At 45.1% G+C, this 19374-nt stretch carries 16 protein-coding genes; 7 read left to right on the forward strand and 9 right to left on the reverse strand.

The features are described 5' to 3' along the window. Positions 1-57: 57 nt before the first annotated feature. The 3 genes from JO154_RS07815 to JO154_RS07825 form a co-directional block, all read right to left on the reverse strand. Positions 58-408, reverse strand: coding sequence for a dihydroneopterin aldolase (locus tag JO154_RS07815; protein WP_291943424.1), 351 nt, complete (start codon positions 406-408; stop codon positions 58-60). A 75-nt stretch (positions 409-483) separates the two neighbouring features. After that, on the reverse strand, positions 484-1434 hold the full coding sequence (gene trxB, locus JO154_RS07820) for a thioredoxin-disulfide reductase (RefSeq protein WP_291943427.1): 951 nt from the start codon (positions 1432-1434) through the stop codon (positions 484-486). A 206-nt stretch (positions 1435-1640) separates the two neighbouring features. After that, the gene (locus JO154_RS07825; RefSeq protein ID WP_012793808.1) at positions 1641-2498 is read right to left on the reverse strand and encodes an RNA polymerase sigma factor RpoD/SigA; all 858 of its coding nucleotides are present in this window, start codon (positions 2496-2498) and stop codon (positions 1641-1643) included. 329 nt (positions 2499-2827) lie between these two features. Here JO154_RS07825 and JO154_RS07830 point away from each other — a divergent pair, with 329 nt between their 5' ends. The 4 genes from JO154_RS07830 to JO154_RS07845 all read left to right on the forward strand — a co-directional run bounded on the left by JO154_RS07830 (position 2828) and on the right by JO154_RS07845 (position 7628). Further along, the gene (locus JO154_RS07830) at positions 2828-3844 is read left to right on the forward strand and encodes a GntG family PLP-dependent aldolase (protein WP_291943429.1); all 1017 of its coding nucleotides are present in this window, start codon (positions 2828-2830) and stop codon (positions 3842-3844) included. 99 nt (positions 3845-3943) lie between these two features. Then, positions 3944-6592, forward strand: coding sequence for a valine--tRNA ligase (locus tag JO154_RS07835; RefSeq protein WP_291943431.1), 2649 nt, complete (start codon positions 3944-3946; stop codon positions 6590-6592). 54 nt (positions 6593-6646) lie between these two features. Next, positions 6647-7126 (forward strand): hypothetical protein, encoded by a 480-nt coding sequence (locus tag JO154_RS07840; RefSeq protein WP_291943433.1) that lies wholly within the window; start codon positions 6647-6649, stop codon positions 7124-7126. A 16-nt stretch (positions 7127-7142) separates the two neighbouring features. Continuing rightward, a complete protein-coding gene (locus tag JO154_RS07845) occupies positions 7143-7628 on the forward strand; it encodes a hypothetical protein (protein ID WP_291943436.1) in 486 nt (161 codons plus the stop codon). Here JO154_RS07845 and JO154_RS07850 read toward each other — a convergent pair. Both JO154_RS07850 and JO154_RS07855 read right to left on the reverse strand, forming a co-directional pair. Further along, positions 7594-10395, reverse strand: coding sequence for a hypothetical protein (locus tag JO154_RS07850; RefSeq protein WP_291943438.1), 2802 nt, complete (start codon positions 10393-10395; stop codon positions 7594-7596). The genes JO154_RS07845 and JO154_RS07850 overlap by 35 nt on opposite strands. A gap of 134 nt (positions 10396-10529) precedes the next feature. Next, complete coding sequence (locus JO154_RS07855; protein ID WP_291943441.1) at positions 10530-11957, reverse strand: L-serine ammonia-lyase; 1428 nt, start codon at positions 11955-11957, stop codon at positions 10530-10532. A gap of 192 nt (positions 11958-12149) precedes the next feature. On the opposite strand from JO154_RS07855, the gene JO154_RS07860 reads away from it, so the two are divergent. Further along, positions 12150-14450: a S41 family peptidase gene (locus JO154_RS07860; RefSeq protein ID WP_291943444.1), complete on the forward strand. Its 2301-nt coding sequence runs from the start codon at positions 12150-12152 to the stop codon at positions 14448-14450. Positions 14451-14531: 81 nt separating this feature from the next. Here the strand turns inward: JO154_RS07860 and JO154_RS07865 are convergent, their stop codons facing one another. From JO154_RS07865 to JO154_RS07880, 4 genes are all read right to left on the reverse strand, one after another. Next, positions 14532-15038, reverse strand: a complete 507-nt coding sequence (locus JO154_RS07865) for an FKBP-type peptidyl-prolyl cis-trans isomerase (RefSeq protein WP_291943447.1) — start codon at positions 15036-15038, stop codon at positions 14532-14534. A gap of 56 nt (positions 15039-15094) precedes the next feature. Further along, on the reverse strand, positions 15095-15592 hold the full coding sequence (locus JO154_RS07870; RefSeq protein WP_291943448.1) for an FKBP-type peptidyl-prolyl cis-trans isomerase: 498 nt from the start codon (positions 15590-15592) through the stop codon (positions 15095-15097). A gap of 131 nt (positions 15593-15723) precedes the next feature. Further along, positions 15724-17358 (reverse strand): chaperonin GroEL, encoded by a 1635-nt coding sequence (gene groL, locus JO154_RS07875; RefSeq protein WP_291943451.1) that lies wholly within the window; start codon positions 17356-17358, stop codon positions 15724-15726. 61 nt (positions 17359-17419) lie between these two features. Next, a complete protein-coding gene (locus tag JO154_RS07880) occupies positions 17420-17701 on the reverse strand; it encodes a co-chaperone GroES (RefSeq protein ID WP_111590811.1) in 282 nt (93 codons plus the stop codon). Positions 17702-17996: 295 nt separating this feature from the next. Between JO154_RS07880 and nusB the strand changes: the two genes are divergently transcribed. Together nusB and JO154_RS07890 are read left to right on the forward strand one after the other, a co-directional pair. Then, entirely contained in the window at positions 17997-18893 is an 897-nt protein-coding gene (gene nusB, locus JO154_RS07885) for a transcription antitermination factor NusB (protein ID WP_291943455.1), read from the forward strand. 36 nt (positions 18894-18929) lie between these two features. Further along, positions 18930-19367 carry a DUF1573 domain-containing protein gene (locus JO154_RS07890; protein WP_291943458.1) on the forward strand — a complete coding sequence of 146 codons (438 nt, stop codon included), beginning with the start codon at positions 18930-18932 and terminating at the stop codon, positions 19365-19367. Positions 19368-19374 lie beyond the last annotated feature (7 nt).

A 19374-nucleotide genomic window follows, 5' to 3' on the forward strand; every position in this document is an offset into this window, starting at 1 on the left:
TAGCTATAAATCTACGAAAATAACAGATTATAACCGCCACGGTTTATCTACAAGTTATTAATAATCCTTTTCCAGGGATACGAGCGAATTACGGATACTAGCGCCCATGGGGGGATTCATTTTCCGAAGGGTAACCGTGCTATGTGTAATGGCAGGATAACGTTGTTTGATAGTATCGGAGATCTGGTATACTACCTCTTCCAGCAAGGGTTTGGGAACTTCCATTACTTCACGGGCGATTTCATAGATACCCTGATAGTTTACCGTATTGGCCAGATCATCGATGGGCACGGTACCGGGTATACGAACTAAGATATCGAGGATAAACTCGTTTCCGATGATAGTTTCTTCCGGGAATAGGCCATGAAAGGCATGGAAGCTAATTTTTTCCAGAGCAATGGTAAGCATGGGTAGAGATGATTAAAGCGAATGCCGGACAGGCATAGCAGCTTATCCGGCATTTGCATATGATTTGATAAAATATTAGTGATGACCTTTAGCAGAGAGGTATCTTTCTGCATCCAGGGCAGCCATACAACCGCTACCTGCAGCGGTAACAGCCTGGCGGTAAATTTTATCCTGCACGTCGCCGCAAGCGAAAACGCCTTCCACATTGGTACGGGAAGTACCAGGAACGGTAACGATGTAATCTTGTTCATCCAGCTCCAGGTAATCTTTGAAGATAGCGGAGTTTGGCTGGTGGCCGATGGCGACGAAGAAGGCGCTTACTGGTACTTCTTTCAGGTCGCCGGTTTTGTTGTTGCGAATTCTGATGGCTTCCACTTTATTTTCTCCGAGTACTTCATCTGTTTCAGAATTCCAGTAAACGATGATATTGGAAGTTTTGAGTACGCGGTCTTGCATTACTTTAGAGGCGCGCATTTCATCACGACGTACGAGCATATGAACAGTGCTGCACATTTTAGAGAGATACAGTGCTTCTTCAGCAGCAGTATCACCTGCACCAACGATAGCTACTTCTTTACCACGGAAGAAGAAACCGTCGCACACAGCGCAAGCGGAAACGCCGCTACCGTTGAGACGTTGTTCGGAAGGAATACCGAGCCATTTTGCGGAGGCGCCGGTAGCGATGATCACAGCATCAGCAGTGATTTCCTTTTCTTCGTCGATAATAACTTTATATGGTTGTTGGCTAAAGTCAACGGAAGTAGCGAGACCGTAACGGATATCTGCTCCCATACGGGTAGCTTGTTTTTCGAAGTCGACCATCATTTCTGGTCCTTGAATACCTTCTGGATAGCCTGGATAGTTTTCTACTTCTGTTGTGATGGTAAGCTGACCGCCTGGTTGGATACCCTGATAGAGTACAGGTTTTAGGTTAGCTCTTGCGGCATATATCGCTGCGGTATACCCGGCAGGGCCGGAACCGATGATCAGTAAATGCACATGCTCTTGCTGGTTCTTGTTTTCCATACTTCTAAATTACTGTATAAATGTATCTAATGATTGGTGTACGATTTTAGCCTGCAAAAATACGAGTATGTATTAATATAAGAACACCGGCCATGTAATTACAAGGCCGGTGTACTTATAGAATAAAGAGGATATGTAGATTTCTTTATTATCCGATGAAAAAACCGTGATAACGGTTTCAGGATCAAGAGAATTCCAAAATGAAATTATCCCAGGTAGGATTTTAAAGCGCCACTATAGCGAGCTTTCTGCAGCCTTTTGATAGCGCGTTCCTTAATTTGCCTGATTCTTTCTTTTGTCAGATCATATTTCTGACCGATTTGTTCGATTGTTGCCCCATTTTCACCATCCAGACCGAAATAAGCGTTCACAATTTCAGCTTCACGTGGACTGAGTGACTTCAGTACTCTGCGTATTTCTTCGCGTAGTGAGTCGCGCATAACATCGTCGTCGGTAATGTCTCCACCTTCCAGCAGATCACCCATCGCTACGTCTTCAGCTTCATGTACTGGTGCGTCCAGTGACATATGTCGGGTATTGCTCTGGAAAATATTGTTAATTTCCGATTCTGACATTTCCAGGATTTCTGCGAGTTCCTCGGTAGAAGGTTCACGCTCGTTTTCCTGTTCAAACGCCATGTAAGCTTTGTTCGCCTTATTATAAGTACCAATTTTATTCTGCGGCAGACGAACAAGACGACCTTGTTCCGCTAACGCCTGTAGAATGGATTGGCGAATCCACCATACAGCATAGGAAATGAATTTAAAACCTTTTGTTTCATCGAATCGTTGCGCGGCTTTGATCAAACCTAAATTACCTTCATTGATAAGGTCACTGAGGCTGAGCCCCTGATGTTGATATTGCTTTGCCACAGAAACTACGAAACGAAGGTTTCCTGTAGTCAATCTTTCAAGAGCCTTTTGATCGCCCATTTTTATACGCTGCGCCAAAACGGTCTCCTCCTCAGGTGTTAACAAAGGGATCTTCGAGATTTCCTGCAGGTACTTTTCTACCGCCTGCGAATCACGGTTGGTGATCTGGGTGGCAATTTTAAGTTGCCTCATATGAAAAATTGTATTGGTTTATAAATAAAGTAACAGAGAAAGAAAATTTTTGTTCGAAATACCAAAATTATATAACTTACAAAGTTTCCCGCTCTATCTATCTCCTGTTTCGAATTAGCCTGCAAAGATCGTGCTAACGAATCACTCTACCAAATCTTCCTTACTTTGCTGGACTTAATAACAAATTACCTTTTATTAACGGAATTTCATAACCATTTAGTTCTTGTACAACGTAGCTTTAGTCAAATTTTAACAATTGAAAAAAAATCTTCATAAATTAAAACCGTTCACTAATTTATTGATCCTGAATTTGCAAATTTTCCAACGATATGATCGATTTTAGAAGCGACACTTTTACACGTCCCTCCCATGGCATGTTACAGGCCATGACTACCGCCCCAGTAGGCGATGATGTTTTCGGAGAGGACCCCAGTGTTAACAAACTGGAAGCCATGATGGCAGACTACTTTGGCAAAGAGTCAGCCCTTTACTGCCCTTCCGGCACAATGTCCAATCAGATTGGCATCAATGTACATACACGCCCAGGAGATGAAGTCATCTGCTCCCACCTGGCCCACGTATTCGTCTATGAAGGAGGGGGTATCGCCTTCAACTCCGGCTCGCAAGCCCATACCATACACGGCGACAGAGGCATGATCACTGCAGACCAAGTGCAGGCTGCCATTCAACCAGATGATATCCACCGCGCCAATACCAGCCTCGTTTGCCTGGAAAATACGTCCAACAGAGGCGGAGGCGCCTGTTATAATTGGCAAGATATAGCAGCGATACGCAATGTATGTGCGCAGCATAATCTTAAATTGCATTTAGATGGCGCCCGCTTGTTTAACGCACTGGTAGCCACCGGACAAGATCCTAAAACCTACGGCCAAACATTTGACAGCATCTCCGTTTGCCTCAACAAAGGCATGGGCTGCCCGATGGGGTCTGTACTAATGGGCGACCGCGATTATATCCGCGCTGCTCGCCGCATTCGTAAGAAATTGGGCGGAGGTATGCGCCAGGCAGGATATATGGCTGCTACTGGAATATACGCTATGGAGAACAATATAGCACGTCTCGCTGAAGACCACCTGCATGCGAAAAAAATTGCTGCCGAACTGTCACAACACGATTTTATCGGTGAATTCCTGCCAGTGGAAACCAATATTCTCATATTTGAAGTAAAAGGCCGACTGACACCACAACAATTTGCGGATCATCTAAAAGCCAATAACATCCTCGTTATCCCTATTTCTGCCACACAGGTAAGAATGGTGCTGCACCTGGATGTAACGCCGGAAATGGTAGACAAAACCTGCAAAGTGATAGCAGCGATGAGTTAGGGAGACAACATTCACCCGGGATTCAGTGCTAAAACTGCGGGTTAATCTGTTCTCACTTCGCTTTTTTCTATATTTTTGCAGACTTATATTATGAATAGCATGGAACTTTCTAAGAATTACCAACCTGCGACGGTTGAGGAAAAATGGTATCAACATTGGATGGAAAAAGGCTATTTCCGTTCTACTCCGGATTCACGTAAACCGTTTACGGTCGTCATCCCTCCTCCCAATGTTACCGGTGTACTACACATGGGCCATACCCTCAACGAAACCGTTCAGGATATCCTGGTACGCCGTGCCCGCATGAGCGGATTCAACGCCTGCTGGGTACCCGGTTCTGACCACGCTTCCATTGCTACTGAAGCTAAAGTGGTAGATATGCTCAAACGCGAGAAAGGCATCGAGAAATCGCAACTGACCCGCGAAGAGTTTCTGAAATACGCTTTTGAGTGGAAAGACAAATACGGTGGCATCATCTATCACCAGATCAAAAAACTGGGCTGCTCCTGCGATTGGGACCGTGTTACCTTTACCATGGACGATCACTACTACGAAGCAGTTATTAAAGTCTTTATAGACCTCTATAATAAAGGACTCATCTATCGCGGCGCCCGTATGATCAACTGGGATCCTAAGGCGAAGACTGCGCTCAGCGATGAGGAAGTAGAATACAAAGACCTCCAAGGTAAATTGTATCATGTTAAATACGCCATCACCAACGCTGAAGGCACGCCTACCGGTGAGTTCATCACGATCGCTACCCAGCGTCCTGAAACCATCATGGGCGATACCGCTATCTGCGTAAACCCTGATGATGAACGCTATAAACACCTGCAAGGCTTCTATGCTACAGTGCCACTGGTGAACCGCCGTATTCCAGTAATCTTCGATACCTATGTTGACAAAGAATTCGGTACCGGCGCCCTGAAAGTGACGCCTGCACATGATATCAATGACTACAACCTGGGTCTGAAACATAACCTGGAAGTAATCGATACCCTCAACGACGACGGTACCCTCAGCGCAGCCGCTGTGGTATTCGTTGGTGAAGACAGATTCGTTGCACGTAAGAAAGTAGTAGCCGCCCTCGATGAAGCCGGCCTTCTGGAAAAAGAACAAGAATACACTACCCGCCTCGGTTACAGCCAACGTAACCCTGACACCGTGGTGGAACCTCGTATCTCTACCCAGTGGTTCGTGAAAATGGCAGACATGGCAAAACCTGCACTGGATGCCGTTGTAAACGGTGATGTTAAAATCCATCCCGGCGACAGATTCATGGCTACCTACAAATACTGGATGGAAAACGTGAAGGATTGGTGTATCTCCCGTCAACTCTGGTGGGGACAACAAATTCCTGCATGGTATACCAACGAGGGCGCTTTCGAAGTGGCTGCTACTGCTGCTGAAGCGGTGGCACAATTCGCGAAACGCGGTATCACCGTTGCTGCTGCGGATCTCAAACAGGATGAAGACTGCCTGGATACCTGGTTCTCTTCCTGGCTCTGGCCAATGGAAGTGTTCAATGGTATCTCTAAACCAGATAACGCTGATATTAACTACTACTACCCTACCTCTGTACTCGTAACAGGTCAGGATATTATCTTCTTCTGGGTGGCCCGCATGATCATGGCCGGCCTGGAATACAAAGAAGTAAAACCTTTCAGCGACGTGTACTTCACTGGTATGGTACGCGATAAACAAGGCCGCAAGATGAGTAAGTCACTTGGTAACTCCCCTGACTTGCTGGAACTGATCCACCAATATGGCGCCGATGCGGTTCGTTTTGGCATCATGATCTCCTCCCCTGCCGGTAACGACCTGCTGTTCGATAACGCTAGCTGTGACCAGGGTTCCAAATTCGGTAATAAGATGTGGAACGCCCTGAAGCTGATCAAAATGTGGGAACAGAACCAGGAAGTAGATCAAACTAATATCGCTGCGAATCACTTTGCGGTGAAATGGTTTGAAAGCCGCCTGCGCGAAGTACAAGCGGAAGTAGAAAATCTACACAACGACTTCCGCCTCAGCGAAGGACTGAAATCATTGTACGGCCTTATCTGGGACGACTTCTGCTCCTGGTACCTGGAATGGGTGAAACCTGGTTTTGAACAGCCAATCGCGGCTTCTCTCTACCAGCACACGATTCGTTTCTTCGAACAACTGATGCAACTGCTGCACCCATACATGCCGTTCATCACGGAAGAAATTTACCAGCATCTGAAAGTACGCAATGAAGATGATTCCCTGATGTTGCTGCAATTCAGCACACCAGAAGCGCCATCCCATGCTACTTTGACAGAAGGTATTCTGCTGAAAGAAGTAATCAGCAGCATCCGTGAGGCTAGACAGAAGCACCAGATCAAACCAAAGGATCCAATTGTATTGCATATCGAAACCAAACACGAAAATGCTTTCAAACAAATTGAGAGCATCCTCGCTAAACAGGTGAATGCAAAAGCAGTTATCTATGTTGAAGAAGCAGTTCCAGGATGTATTACACTGGTAGTACAGAAAGATAAATTCTACCTGGGTACAGAAACAGAACTGGATAACAGCACACAGAAAGAAACCCTGGAGAAAGACCTGGTTTACCTGCAAGGCTTCCTTGCTTCCGTAGAAAAGAAACTCGCCAATGAACGCTTTGTTCAGAACGCGAAACCGGAAGTAGTGGATGTAGAACGTAAGAAGAAAGAAGACGCCGAAGCCAAAATTAAGGCGATAGAGGAAAGTCTGAAATCCTTATAATTTTTTCAATCGCCCGGTCGTTCTATACCGGGCGATTTTTTTCCCGCCAATACTATGATCAAACACCTGTTACTTTCTGCACTGCTTCTGACAGGCTACGCCGGCTTTGCGCAGTCGTCCAAAACGCCTGTAAAGAAACCAGCCGCAGTTGCCACCACGGATAAACACCCCAAGAAACTGATTAGTACCTGGGGAATTTTCCTCAGTGATTCCCTGCCCAAAAATGAAGTGGTGAAACTCCTGGATTCTACCCTGGTAGTGCGCGATGAGAAAGGCGCTAAATATCCGGTGATTTCATTTGCTTTTACCTACGAAAAACATGAAGTCTACCTAAATGATACTACCGGGCAACCCGGCATCTATAAAGACTTTACTGGTGATAATTTCAAATCTGCCAAAATGAGTCCTACCTGGAGCAAAGGAATGAAGGAAAAACTTGAAAAAGGAGATATCCTGTATTTTGATGAAATCCTTATCCAGTATACCCCTGAAAAGATTTATAAAGCGCCTTCGCTGAAATTCATCATCAGGTAAACAGTAGATCACATTTTTGACCTATGAAATGAAAATTACTGGCATATCTATATTCCTACTGGAAAAATTATACAATACCGATAAGTTAGAGCGGAAAGTTGCATATATGCGTACGCTCCCTCCGCACACTACTGGATTTACCTTGGCAAACCTTCTGGACACCAATGGATACCGATTAATTCCAAGTTTTGAAGACCATGATTTGAAGCATCTGCTTTTAGGCTATGCTTATACGATGCCTGATGAAATACGCATGCAGGCTTATTTGATTGGCAATGGTAATTTTACCTGGCCATGCCTGGTCTTTTTCCTATCTCTTCTTTGGTTTTATCCATCCTCTTGGCGACATTTATTAAAGGATTATCGCCAAGGGAGACGTAGCCCAAGTATTCTTGCGCTATCCATCGATGACTGCATGGAACTGCCACTACAGGAAACCATTTGCCGGTATGGACGCTCTCACATTATCAGTAAGAAAAAAGTTGTTGTAACGGGAGGATGAAATCCACTCTGACTTTCGCATTATCTACTGGGTCTGGATCAAGGAGGTAACTCATTCTCATACCGAATGTAAACGGAATAGTATTCCCCAGCTTCGTATCCAGGTATAATTCCCCACCAGTGGAACGATAAGTATTATCTACATGGCGGATATAATCGTTGGCACGACTGTAATCAAAGAAGGCATTTGCACGAACACGACTGATATACATGATCTGCGCAAATCCCCAGTCAGGGTACCATAGCGGGAAATGGTAATTCGCGCCTAGCTTATAAATACGGTTATAGAATGGTTTGTTATACCCTCTCGCATATACGAAACGATCTGTAAAGCTGTAGTTTCCTAGCGTATCATGGCGTTGATAAGCTGCCTGTAATACCAGGCTATGGTTCCTGGATAATCCTGGTAGACTCAGATCAAAACGGCCGTAGAACTGGTTTCCACGGGCACCACCGATAGAATTATTATACTGAAGCACCAGATATTGACCGAAATGGCTGTAAATATTTTGGGCAGCACGGATACGCTGGTTATTAAACACCAGGGCGGTAGATGCATACTGCTGCGGATTCACGCGGAAACGCAAACCATTTGCGTATAACTGCTGAATATAATAATTGGAAGATAAAGTCAAGGAACGACCATATAATCCAGACGAAAAATTCAACGGTATCGTAAAACCAGCATGCCAACTGAGCTGATTCCAGTAGACAAGTTGGCCTTTAGAGGTATATCCACTTTTATTTATCGTATAGTCGACACCGGTACCTAGCCACGGAAACCAGCCACCATACAGGAAGCTAGCGCCAAAATCGGAAGTACCTTCGTTTTTGTTATAGGTATAACCGACGGAAGTAGCAGTTGTATTGAGAACGTTATTCCCTAAGAGGCTAATACTATACTCCGGATCATTAAACGATGGTACCCAACTGTGAAAATTAAAGGTGCCAGTGGTTTTCCGGTATTTTTCAACAGGAAGGGAATCATGCGGCACGGTACTCAACACATTTCCTCCCTCATGGAATTCCGGATTCAGCCAAGCACTGCTACTGCGGACTGTCAGATCGGCGGGTTTCCAGTTGGTGGTAGATAGGGAGGACTGAAACAGCTTATATCCTTTATCCGTAAACTCACTGAATAGCAGACTATCCTGGTTAGGCGCCGCGAAGAGTGCTGAATTCGGAAGATCTGTTACTTGGTAGGTTTTCCTGTCAGATAACGTCATCGCGTATACGTTGTTCACGTCTTTACCACCAGCAATGAAATAAGCGGTATCGCCATAAATAGTAGGCGCGCCGATCACATTAAAACTGAAGTCTGACAGGGTGGTAATTTGACCCGTAGTTAGGGATTGCTGTACCAAGGCCATTTTACCGGATTTATCGCGAGCGGCGGCAATCACGGCATCTTCCCCAGCAGTGAAACGAGGATTGGCAAAATACCAGTTGTCTGGATTGGGCAATTCCTTTTCCACGGTGCCAGTTTCGGCATTGATCAACTGCAAACTGTATTTCATTTCCGGAGAAACAACCGTAGCAATGATTTTAGAACCATCATTATTGATATCTGGGGAGAAGAATTTCCCTCTGCCAGTAACCGTGCTGGTATGTCCCGTATTGCGGTCATAGACCCTGATAACGGAAAGTTCTTTCCAGCTCCAGCGAACATCGAATCTAGCAGCAGCCCAGACAATCCTGTTATTACGATAGCTGAAATAATCATCGAAGACTATACCCGGGTAGGTCAGCAGTTCTTCTGAGCCATCCTGACGCAACAGGTAAAAGGCGGGCACCTTGTTCCAAGAGCCTTTCAGGACGATAAAATCGTGATTCCCTGCGGAATACATGTATTTATAATCGGTATAGACCTTTGCTTTCGGCGATACTGTTCTGACAGGTGTGATTGCTGGTCTTTGTGCCCAGGCATTCCAGATAGAATCATAATGACTAATCATGGCATGATAGAAGCCAGTAACGTTCATGCCTGTACGCCGTTTTATGGCGCGAGACATTGGGTAAAAGACGCTTCTGTAGCGAACCGCGTCTCTCGTAACATCTTTCCAGAACGTAGGACCGTAATGGTCACGTCCATAAATGCTCATCAGGTAGCCTAAAGGGTAATGGTTCGGCAGGAAATCCTTATACGATCCACCGCGTATTTTCATATAGCGGTAATCCTTGTTTGCCAGCGAGAGCGCGCGGAAACCATCGAAGAAAGCCGGAAGTCGGCCCCTCCCCTGGTTACTGAGGGCTGTTTCCATCGTAACCGCATCTCCTTCCCAAAACCAGTTTGGAACAGCAATATTGGTGGCTGCTGCTTGTCCTAGTTGTCCGCCTACCCAAGAAGCCACTTTAGACACGCCCTGTCGGAAGTTCATGTTCTGCAGTACGTGCCGATATTCATGCAGCGACAGTTGTTCTGCCCAGTTGAGCGAACCCAGATCAAAAGAAGTAGGTGGCGGCGTGAGATAGAACTCCGAACGGAAAGGCCCCAGCGCCACATAACCGTTGGACTCCATGGTCTGGTTTTGCAGCACGATACTTACTTTCTGCTGCCGATTGCCGATAGACTGACGGGTATTGCGGTTGAGATAAGTAACGATATTGGCTACACGTTCCCCTGTCTGGCTCATTCCTTTGGGAAAAATGACCCGGACAGTATCCGTGTTGATCTGCTGCCATTTAAGACTAGAGGGATTTCCCCCGAATTGTTGAGCAGCGAGTTGTAGGTTTGCCAGGAGCAAAAAAGCAGCGAAATAAAAACGCATAGGATTCAAATAAGCAGGTATGAAATATAGTTTATTTCTGCCAATGCATCGTAAATAGTATCAAAAAAACCGGCAAATGACGTCTGCGACGTCATTTGCCGGTTTTTTATCTTTTTCGTAGGAGCTTTTTGTAATCAGCACTCAGAAAGGCTGATAGGAATATTTACAGCCAGCCCACCGTCTGATGTTTCTTTATACTTGGAGTTCATATCCAGGGCCGTATCCCACATTGTTTTCACAACTGCATCCAAGGAAACCTTTGCCAGTTCAGGATTTGACTGCAATGCCAACTGGGAAGCCGTAATGGCTTTGATAGCACCCATGGTATTACGCTCGATGCATGGAACCTGTACCAGTCCACCGATTGGATCGCAGGTAAGTCCCAGATGGTGTTCCATAGCTATTTCTGCCGCCATCAACACTTGTCGTTGAGAACCACCGAGGCATTCCGTCAGTGCAGCAGCGGCCATAGCAGAAGACACGCCAATTTCCGCCTGACAGCCGCCCATGGCAGCCGAGATGGTGGAGCGTTTCTTGAAGATACTGCCGATTTCAGAAGCAGTTAGCAGGAACTGAATGATTTTATCTTCGTGGAGGCCATCGCAGAAAGCAATGAAGTACTGCAATACGGCCGGGATAACCCCTGCAGCGCCATTGGTAGGGGCAGTTACCACGCGTCCGAAGGAAGCGTTTTCTTCATTTACCGCCAGGGCAAAGCAGCTTACCCAATCCAGTGTATAGGAGAAATGTTCTCCGCCAGCACGGATGGCTTCAATCCAAGAGGTATAATCTGTATAGGTACGTCCTTGCAGCAGTTTCTTATTCAGGGCAGCAGCGCGGCGGGCTACTTTGAGGCCGCCAGGCAGCTCTCCGGTAGTATGACAGCCACGGAAAGTACATTCCTGCATCACGCGCCAGATATTGAGTACGCCTGTTCTAGTTTCCGCTTCTGGACGCCAAGCCTGTTCATTTTCCATCACCACTTCAGAGATACTGAATCCTGTTTTGATGCAAAATTGCAACAACTGACGAGCGGTATCAATTGGGAAAGGTAAGTCTACAGAGGATCCTGCAGAATTACCTTCACCTTCTTGTACCACAAAACCGCCACCAATGGAGTAATAGGTAGCAGCTCGTTGATCGCCATCATTGAAGGTGACCAGGAAAGTGAGTGCATTCGGGTGGAAAGGCAGGGATTCTTCGAAGAGGAAGGTTACATCTTCCATTGGGTCGAAGTCAATCTCATATTTGCCGGCAACGGTCATTTTACGGTTGCGGCGTATAGCGTCAATCTTGGGAGTGATTTGGTTTACGTCGAAGGTAACAGGATCATCGCCACAGAGGCCAAGCAAAACGGCAATGTCTGTACCGTGTCCATGGCCCGTTTTAGCCAGGGAACCGTACAGGAGCACCTGTAAACGGGAAATGGCCGGGAGCTTGCCTTCGGTTTCCAGATCATGGAGGAAACGCAGTGCTGCGCGCCATGGACCGAGGGTATGCGAACTCGATGGACCTACGCCTATCTTAAAAATATCAAATACGGATATACATTCGTGTGCCACTAGTAATAATTGATTTCCTGTAAAATTAAGGCAACTTAAGCAGATAAAATCCGCCCTACATCCGCGGTTGCAATAATTTCTTCGTACCACTTGACAATATGCTGCATTAAAATCGTTAAAGTTTTATAGGCGGTACAGCCTGGTATAATTTTCATCCTTATTTTCAGGAAACTAAATCGCCATTCAGTTACTATGAAATTAATCCCCACCCTACTCGTTGCCGGTGTAACCGCAATATTCGGCGGATCCGTGTCGGCGCAGCATCAACTCAGTACCAGGGAAACTGATAACCTCACCGCCTTTGCGAAAATGTATGGATATGTGCGTTTCTTCCATCCTTCTGATGAGGCCAGCAGTATTTCTTGGGAAAATTTCGCCGTTTATGGCAGCCAGGAAGTGCTACATGCAAAAAGCAACCTGGAACTGATTCAAACCTTGAATAAACTGTTTAAGCCTATTGCACCTGCTGCTTTGGTTTACAGTGGTAAAGAACCCGGCCTTCCATCCATTATCCCCCCAGATACCAGTCAATATAAACTGATCGCCTGGCAACATAAAGGCGTAGGCTTGCCTAATTATTTGGTAAAAGGCAACAACAATACGTACAAAAGCCTGCGTATTAATCGCCCGGCGCCTCTGGAAAGCAATACAGCAACCGATTTCTCCGCCACCTATCAGCAACTGGATGCCAAACCCCTTCAGGGTAAAGAGTTTCGGTATTCAGGTTGGGTAAAAGTAGCGTCAGACAAAGGTGGAATTGGTTTGCTATGGTTTCGGGTAGATACAGATAAGGGCATGGGGTTCTTTAACAACATGAGTCAGAACCCTGCCAGGGAAAACACCTGGAAACAGTTCACCATTACCGGCCGCATTGACACTGACGGTAAAGAAATAATTCTCGGTTCTATGCTGCAAGGCAAGGGAAAAGCCTGGTTTGATGGGCTTAAACTGGAGGTAAAAGACGGCGATAACTGGAAGGAAATACCATTGAAAAATACCGGCTTTGAAGAAAATGGAGAAAAGCAATATCCCATTGGTTGGGGTATCAGTCCACAAAGCAGCAGTTATGCAATTGTTTGTAATCAGGAAGAGGCCAAAGAAGGGAAATCCTCCCTCCTTATTACCAGTGTTCTGCCATCGAAACATGGAGCACTTGCACAACCACTTTTTGCCGCTTATCCGCTACCGGGAGAGTATATCCGCAAAACGCTGATTTCTGGCGTATCCTGTGCTATTCCGTTGGCATTGTATGGCAATCCAGATCATACTTACCCTGTTGGGGATTCCCTATTGTTACAATCCCTGACAGCCGCTCTGGAAGCGACGGAAGATAGCGTTAGTGGCGATTCTCTCAACACCAGGTTAGGAGGTATTATTGTTGCCTGGAATATTTTGCGTCATTTCTTTCCTTACTGGGAAGATGCAGCAGAAAAGCCTGATCAATGGTTACAAGACGGGCTCATTTCAGCAGCAGCCACTAAAACGGCAGATGATTTCACCAATACGATCAAATTAATGACTGCCAAATTGAATGATGGCCATATATATGTGCATAAAGAAGGGGAGACACCGGTCAACTATCTGAAAGTACTCTTTACGCGGGCAGATGGGAAAATAGCTGTGGCAGCGGTGTTGGATGAAAATTTAAAAGGCAAATTGCAAGCGGGTGATGTAGTGACCAGTGTAGACGGCCAACCTGCGGAAGCCTATCTGTCCGACTTGAAAACATGCATCAGTGGCTCTCCTCAACATAAGGATAATCGAGGGATCAATAATTTGGGTTCGGGCGCACCTAATACGACCCTGGAACTGGGCGTACTGCATAATGGTCAGGCTGTTACGGTAACGGCTACACGTACAGCTAAAGCGCAGCAGCATTTCAATGATGCCAAGCGAACTACTCCGATGGGCTGGATTAAACCTGGCATTTTCTACATCGATTTAGACAGAGAACCGATGGACAGTATCAGCACTCATATCCAGGAGATTGCCGACGCCAAAGCCCTGATCTGTGATTTGCGGGGTTATCCCAACGGCAACCATGAATTACTGCAATATCTATTGAAAAAGAAAGATGATGCGAAGTGGATGTTTAAACCACTGAATATTCGTCCGGAGTTCAATGGTACCACTTATGCAGAAAGTGGATGGAATTTAAGCCCTAAGTCGCCGCACATAAAAGGAAAAGTATTTTTTCTGACAGACAGTCGCGCTATCAGCTATGCTGAAAGTTATATGGGATATGTACAGGATGAGCATTTAGCAACGATTATCGGGGAGCCTACAGCGGGTACGAATGGGGACATCAATATGATCACCATGCCAGGAGGGTATATTTTTACCTTTAGTGGCTTAGTGGTAAAGAATCATGATGGCAGTAAGCATCATTTGAAGGGAATCGTGCCAAATGTACCGGTAACGCCTACACTGGCAGGACTGGCAGCTGGTAAGGATGATGTACTGGAAAAAGCGTTGCAGTTAGCCGCACAATAGTGGTGCTGCCAATTCCTTTTTCATTTTCTAGTCGCCCCTGCCCAGTTGGACAGGGGTGACAAGAAAGAGATTTTTGGAAAATTAGTTACCTGATGTGAAATCAATGAGTTTTACATCGAAGATGAGTACAGAGTTGGCAGGAATAGTTGACATACCTCTTGTACCATAACCCCATACAGAAGGGATATACATGCGCATTTGGCCACCTTTACGTAAATATTTCATACCTGCATACCATCCAGGAATCAGGTCACGCATTTGGTATTGGAAACTAAAGTTCGTAGAATCGCTGCTATCGAATTTAGTGCCTAGCGTGGTACCGTTCATCAGATAGCCGGCATATCCTACAGTAGGATAGCTGGTTAGTTTCAGGGAATCGGTACCAGTACCTTGCTTGGAAATCTGGTAGAATACGCCGGAGGCGTCCATTTTGGCATCTGTAATGTTATTAGCTTTCAGGTAAGCCTGAATTTTAGTAGAATCAATTACAAATTGCGGATATGGATCGTAAGGTGGGGGTGTATCATTTTTTTTACAAGCTGCCAGCAGTGCGAGACATGCGATCCCCAGGAATAAGAATTTCTTCATTGTAAGTAATTGGCTTAAGTTTTTAGTTGTGTGACGAATGTATAAAAATTTGCTTGTTATTTTAAAATATCTACGAGTTCCACTTCGCAGATAATGATGGCATTAGGCGGGATGCCTAGGTTAGGTACGCCAGCATCGCCGAAGGCCAGTTCTGGAGGGAGATACATGCGAATACGGCCACCTTTGGAGATTTTGCGCAGGCCAATTTGCCAGCCTAAAATATGTTTATTCAGTGGGGTTCTATTAAAATCGGTAGGGGCAAAAGAGCTGACTACTATTTGTCCGGCAGGCAGTTGATAGGTATAACTAACAACGGGTATGGAGGTGGAAGTGAGATAATGTATAGAATCGCCTGGTATCAATATTTTATAGTACATACCTGATGAATCTCTGATAACCGGTCTGTCGTTCCGGGCATCAACGACTTTCAACAGATTACTGTCGCTCTGGGCTATACCTGCCTGATACTCTCGTATGGAGAAGTTATCTCTTTTGGTGCAGCTACTGAAAATGAATACAATAAGAGAAGTAGTGAACAGTAATAAATATTTCATCCGCGTCATAATTTTACACTTCTGTCTTTTAAACGGGAAGTAATCGGGGAAAGTTACAAGGAAGTTAAATTAACGCATAAAAAAAACTCTTCCATGTCTGGAAGAGTTTTTTTCTATAAGGAGAGTACTTATTAGTAGTCCATACCCATACCGTGACCGCCTGGCATAGCAGGAGCAGCGGATTTAGGTTCTGGTTTGTCAGCGATAACGCATTCGGTGGTCAGCAGCATACCAGCGATGGATGCAGCATTTTCCAGAGCGATGCGGCTCACTTTAGTTGGGTCGATAACACCCGCAGACAGCATTTTTTCGTAAGTTTCGGTACGAGCGTTGAAACCGAAGTCCGCTTTACCTTCTTTTACTTTCTGAACTACGATAGAGCCTTCGATACCAGCGTTAGCGGTGATTTGACGCAGCGGTTCTTCAACAGCGCGTTTAACGATAGCGATACCAGTTTGTTCGTCTTCGTTTTCACCTTTCAGTTTTTCGATGCTTTCGATAGCGCGGATGTAAGCAACACCACCACCAGGAACGATACCTTCTTCAACGGCAGCGCGGGTAGCGTGTAAAGCGTCATCAACGCGATCTTTTTTCTCTTTCATTTCTACTTCGGTAGCAGCACCTACGTAGAGAACAGCAACACCACCAGACAGTTTAGCCAGGCGTTCTTGTAATTTTTCACGATCGTAATCGGAAGTAGTTACTTCGATCTGTGCTTTGATCTGGCCGATACGAGCTTGGATATCTTTTTTCTGACCACGACCACCTACGATAGTAGTGTTGTCTTTATCGATGGTAACGGATTCTGCACGACCCAGGTAAGTCAGGTCAGCGTTTTCCAGTTTATAACCTTGTTCTTCAGAGATAGTGATACCGCCGGTCAGAACAGCGATGTCTTGCAGCATATCTTTTCTTCTGTCACCAAAGCCAGGAGCTTTAACAGCAGCAACTTTCAGGGTACCACGCAGTTTGTTTACAACCAGGGTAGCCAGTGCTTCACCTTCCAGATCTTCGGAGATGATCACCAGTGGAGCGCCTTGTTGAGCAACTTTCTCCAGGATGTGCAGAATATCCTTCATGGTGCTGATCTTTTTATCGTAGATCAGGATGTAAGGGTTCTGCAGTTCAGCCTGCATTTTTTCGCTGTTGGTAATGAAATATGGAGAGAGGTAACCGCGGTCGAACTGCATACCTTCTACTACTTCAACGGTAGTATCAGTACCTTTAGCTTCTTCTACAGTGATAACGCCATCTTTGGTAACTTTTTTCATTGCTTCAGCAATCAGTTTACCAATTTCGCTGTCGTTATTAGCGGAGATAGTAGCAACCTGTTCGATTTTTTTGTTGTCGTTACCAACTTTTTCAGATTGTTTTTTCAGGTTCTCAACGATACCTTTAACGGCTTTGTCGATACCGCGTTTCAGGTCCATTGGGTTAGCACCTGCAGCTACGTTTTTCAGACCTTCGCCAATGATAGATTGAGCCAGAACGGTAGCGGTGGTAGTACCATCACCAGCCAGATCTGCGGTTTTGGAAGCAACTTCCTTCACCATTTGTGCGCCCATGTTTTCGATTGGATCTTCCAGTTCGATTTCTTTAGCAACGGAAACACCATCTTTGGTAACAGCAGGAGCGCCGAATTTTTTCTCGATTACTACGTTACGGCCTTTAGGACCCAGGGTTACTTTCACTGCGTCAGCCAGTACGTCAACGCCCTTTTTCATTTTGTTGCGGGCTTCTATATCGAAGAATATTTGCTTTGCCATAATTCTTTAGAGTAAAAATTTAGAGATTAAAACAATTAACCGGGGAAAATTCCTGCTTGTATTAAACTACAGCCAGGATGTCAGATTCACGCATGATTAAGTAGTCGTCACCTTCGATGCTGATCTCAGTTCCGGAATATTTACCGTAGAGTACAGTATCACCCACCTTAACAGTTACAGGCTCATCTTTTTTGCCAGGACCAGCCGCTACAACAGTGCCTTTCTGAGGCTTTTCTTTTGCAGTATCTGGGATAATGATACCACCAGCTGTCTTTTCTTCTGCTGCTGCAGGTTTCACAATTACCCTGTCAGCTAAAGGTTTAATACTTAATTTTTTAGCCATAGTAGTTTTTATTTAAAGAATTCAGTTGAATTTTTGTGTTTAGATCGCCCTCGAGAATTATGCCAAGGGCCTGTTTGGGTCAAATTTTCAGCTAAGACTGTCTAACTATGTCATTCACACTGACAAATCAGCTTTGAGACCAGGAAAAAATGACAGGACCATGCTGGAATCTATGAATTTAAGTGCCGGAAAAGGTCCTGAATCCGTAAATATCGATTTTTTTCTCTAGTTTTGCGCCCTTATACCAGTTCTTTTTTATACGATGATCAGTAGAAGAAATATCCGGGTTAAAGTAATGCAAACACTTTATGCCCTGGAAACGATGGAGCAAAGCAGTATTAAGCCGGGTACGGCTACCAGACTTTTGAATGAAAAGCTGGATCAGACCTGCCAGATCTTTACTTATTTACTTTATTCCGTGGCACAGGTGGCGCAATATGCAGAGACAGACGCGCAGGCCCGTGCTTCCAAACATTTACCCTCCGCTGAGGACCTGCAGGTAAATACTAAAATTGCAGGCAATGAATTCATTTATCAGATTATAAATGACCGTGGTTTCCAGGTAAATTTGGAACAATGGAAAATGAAACGCCTGGTGGATGAAGACTTGATCCGCAAGATGTACAATCTGCTAATTGCCACAGACGCATATAAAGCCTATATTGCGGATGAACAGCGGACTAAGGGCGGAGAAAAAGAAATACTGGAGTTCATCTATAAAGAGATACTGGCTAAAAACGAGCTCTTCATCCAGCACATGGAAGATACTTTCCTCCACTGGGGCGATGATGAAGAGATGATGCATATCCTTCTCAGTAATTATTTCAACAAACCGCACCTGTTCAATTTCATGCAGCTAATCAGCAAAGAGAAGCTGGATTATGCAAAGGAACTGCTGTTGACAGTAATCGATAAAAAAGAATACTGCCTGGAGCTCATCAAGCCTAAGCTGCAGAACTGGGATCCGGAACGTATTGCTGCCGTAGATATGTTACTGATGGAAATGGGTGTATGTGAATTCCTCTACTTCCCTACCATCCCTACTAAAGTAACCATCAACGAATACATTGACCTGGCGAAAGCTTACAGCACCCCGCAGAGTGGTCAATTTATCAATGGTATCCTGGATAATATCCTGAAAGATCTGGAAAAAGAACAGTTGGTAAAAAAACAGGATCGCCCTAAAAAATAAGCGGAAACACTATTTTCACTAAAAATAGCATCAACAATGAAAACACTGTGCTATCTCCTTGCCTCTGGTTGTTTCTTCCTGGCTGCCTGTAATGGCAATGCCGTTGGGAAAGCTGCTGCTATGGATTCCATTCAGTCTAAAACCATCGTCAACAAAGATGTTGCGATCACTTTTGAGGAGAAGATCCATGATTTCGGTGAGATCACCCAAGGTGAGAAAGTAGAATACTCCTTTAAGTTTACCAATACTGGCAAACAGGATCTAGTGATTGAGGATGCCATCTCTAGCTGTGGCTGTACAGTACCAGAATGGCCTAAAGAGCCCCTAAAACCAGGACAATCCGGCTTCATTAAGGTAATATTTGACAGTGCAGGTAAAGAAGGATATACCCAGAAAGAAGTATCGCTCCGTTTGAACAATGGCGGCGCTTTCCAGGAAGGGCCTATTATCCGCTGTAATATTATCCGCAAGTAATTAAATT

The sequence above is a fragment of the Chitinophaga sp. genome (genome assembly GCF_019236475.1).
Classification (GTDB): domain Bacteria; phylum Bacteroidota; class Bacteroidia; order Chitinophagales; family Chitinophagaceae; genus Chitinophaga.

Excerpts from the sequence above, each read along its gene's own strand:
- JO154_RS07830 (WP_291943429.1), top strand. The coding sequence starts at position 2,828 with ATGATCGATTTTAGAAGCGACACTTTTACACGTCCCTCCCATGGCATG.
- JO154_RS07850 (WP_291943438.1), bottom strand. The coding sequence starts at position 10,395 with ATGCGTTTTTATTTCGCTGCTTTTTTGCTCCTGGCAAACCTACAACTC.
- JO154_RS07825 (WP_012793808.1), bottom strand. The coding sequence starts at position 2,498 with ATGAGGCAACTTAAAATTGCCACCCAGATCACCAACCGTGATTCGCAG.
- JO154_RS07835 (WP_291943431.1), top strand. The coding sequence starts at position 3,944 with ATGGAACTTTCTAAGAATTACCAACCTGCGACGGTTGAGGAAAAATGG.
- nusB (WP_291943455.1), top strand. The coding sequence starts at position 17,997 with ATGCAAACACTTTATGCCCTGGAAACGATGGAGCAAAGCAGTATTAAG.
- groL (WP_291943451.1), bottom strand. The coding sequence starts at position 17,358 with ATGGCAAAGCAAATATTCTTCGATATAGAAGCCCGCAACAAAATGAAA.
- JO154_RS07890 (WP_291943458.1), top strand. The coding sequence starts at position 18,930 with ATGAAAACACTGTGCTATCTCCTTGCCTCTGGTTGTTTCTTCCTGGCT.
- JO154_RS07865 (WP_291943447.1), bottom strand. The coding sequence starts at position 15,038 with ATGAAGAAATTCTTATTCCTGGGGATCGCATGTCTCGCACTGCTGGCA.
- JO154_RS07840 (WP_291943433.1), top strand. The coding sequence starts at position 6,647 with ATGATCAAACACCTGTTACTTTCTGCACTGCTTCTGACAGGCTACGCC.
- JO154_RS07870 (WP_291943448.1), bottom strand. The coding sequence starts at position 15,592 with ATGAAATATTTATTACTGTTCACTACTTCTCTTATTGTATTCATTTTC.
- JO154_RS07815 (WP_291943424.1), bottom strand. The coding sequence starts at position 408 with ATGCTTACCATTGCTCTGGAAAAAATTAGCTTCCATGCCTTTCATGGC.
- JO154_RS07860 (WP_291943444.1), top strand. The coding sequence starts at position 12,150 with ATGAAATTAATCCCCACCCTACTCGTTGCCGGTGTAACCGCAATATTC.
- trxB (WP_291943427.1), bottom strand. The coding sequence starts at position 1,434 with ATGGAAAACAAGAACCAGCAAGAGCATGTGCATTTACTGATCATCGGT.
- JO154_RS07880 (WP_111590811.1), bottom strand. The coding sequence starts at position 17,701 with ATGGCTAAAAAATTAAGTATTAAACCTTTAGCTGACAGGGTAATTGTG.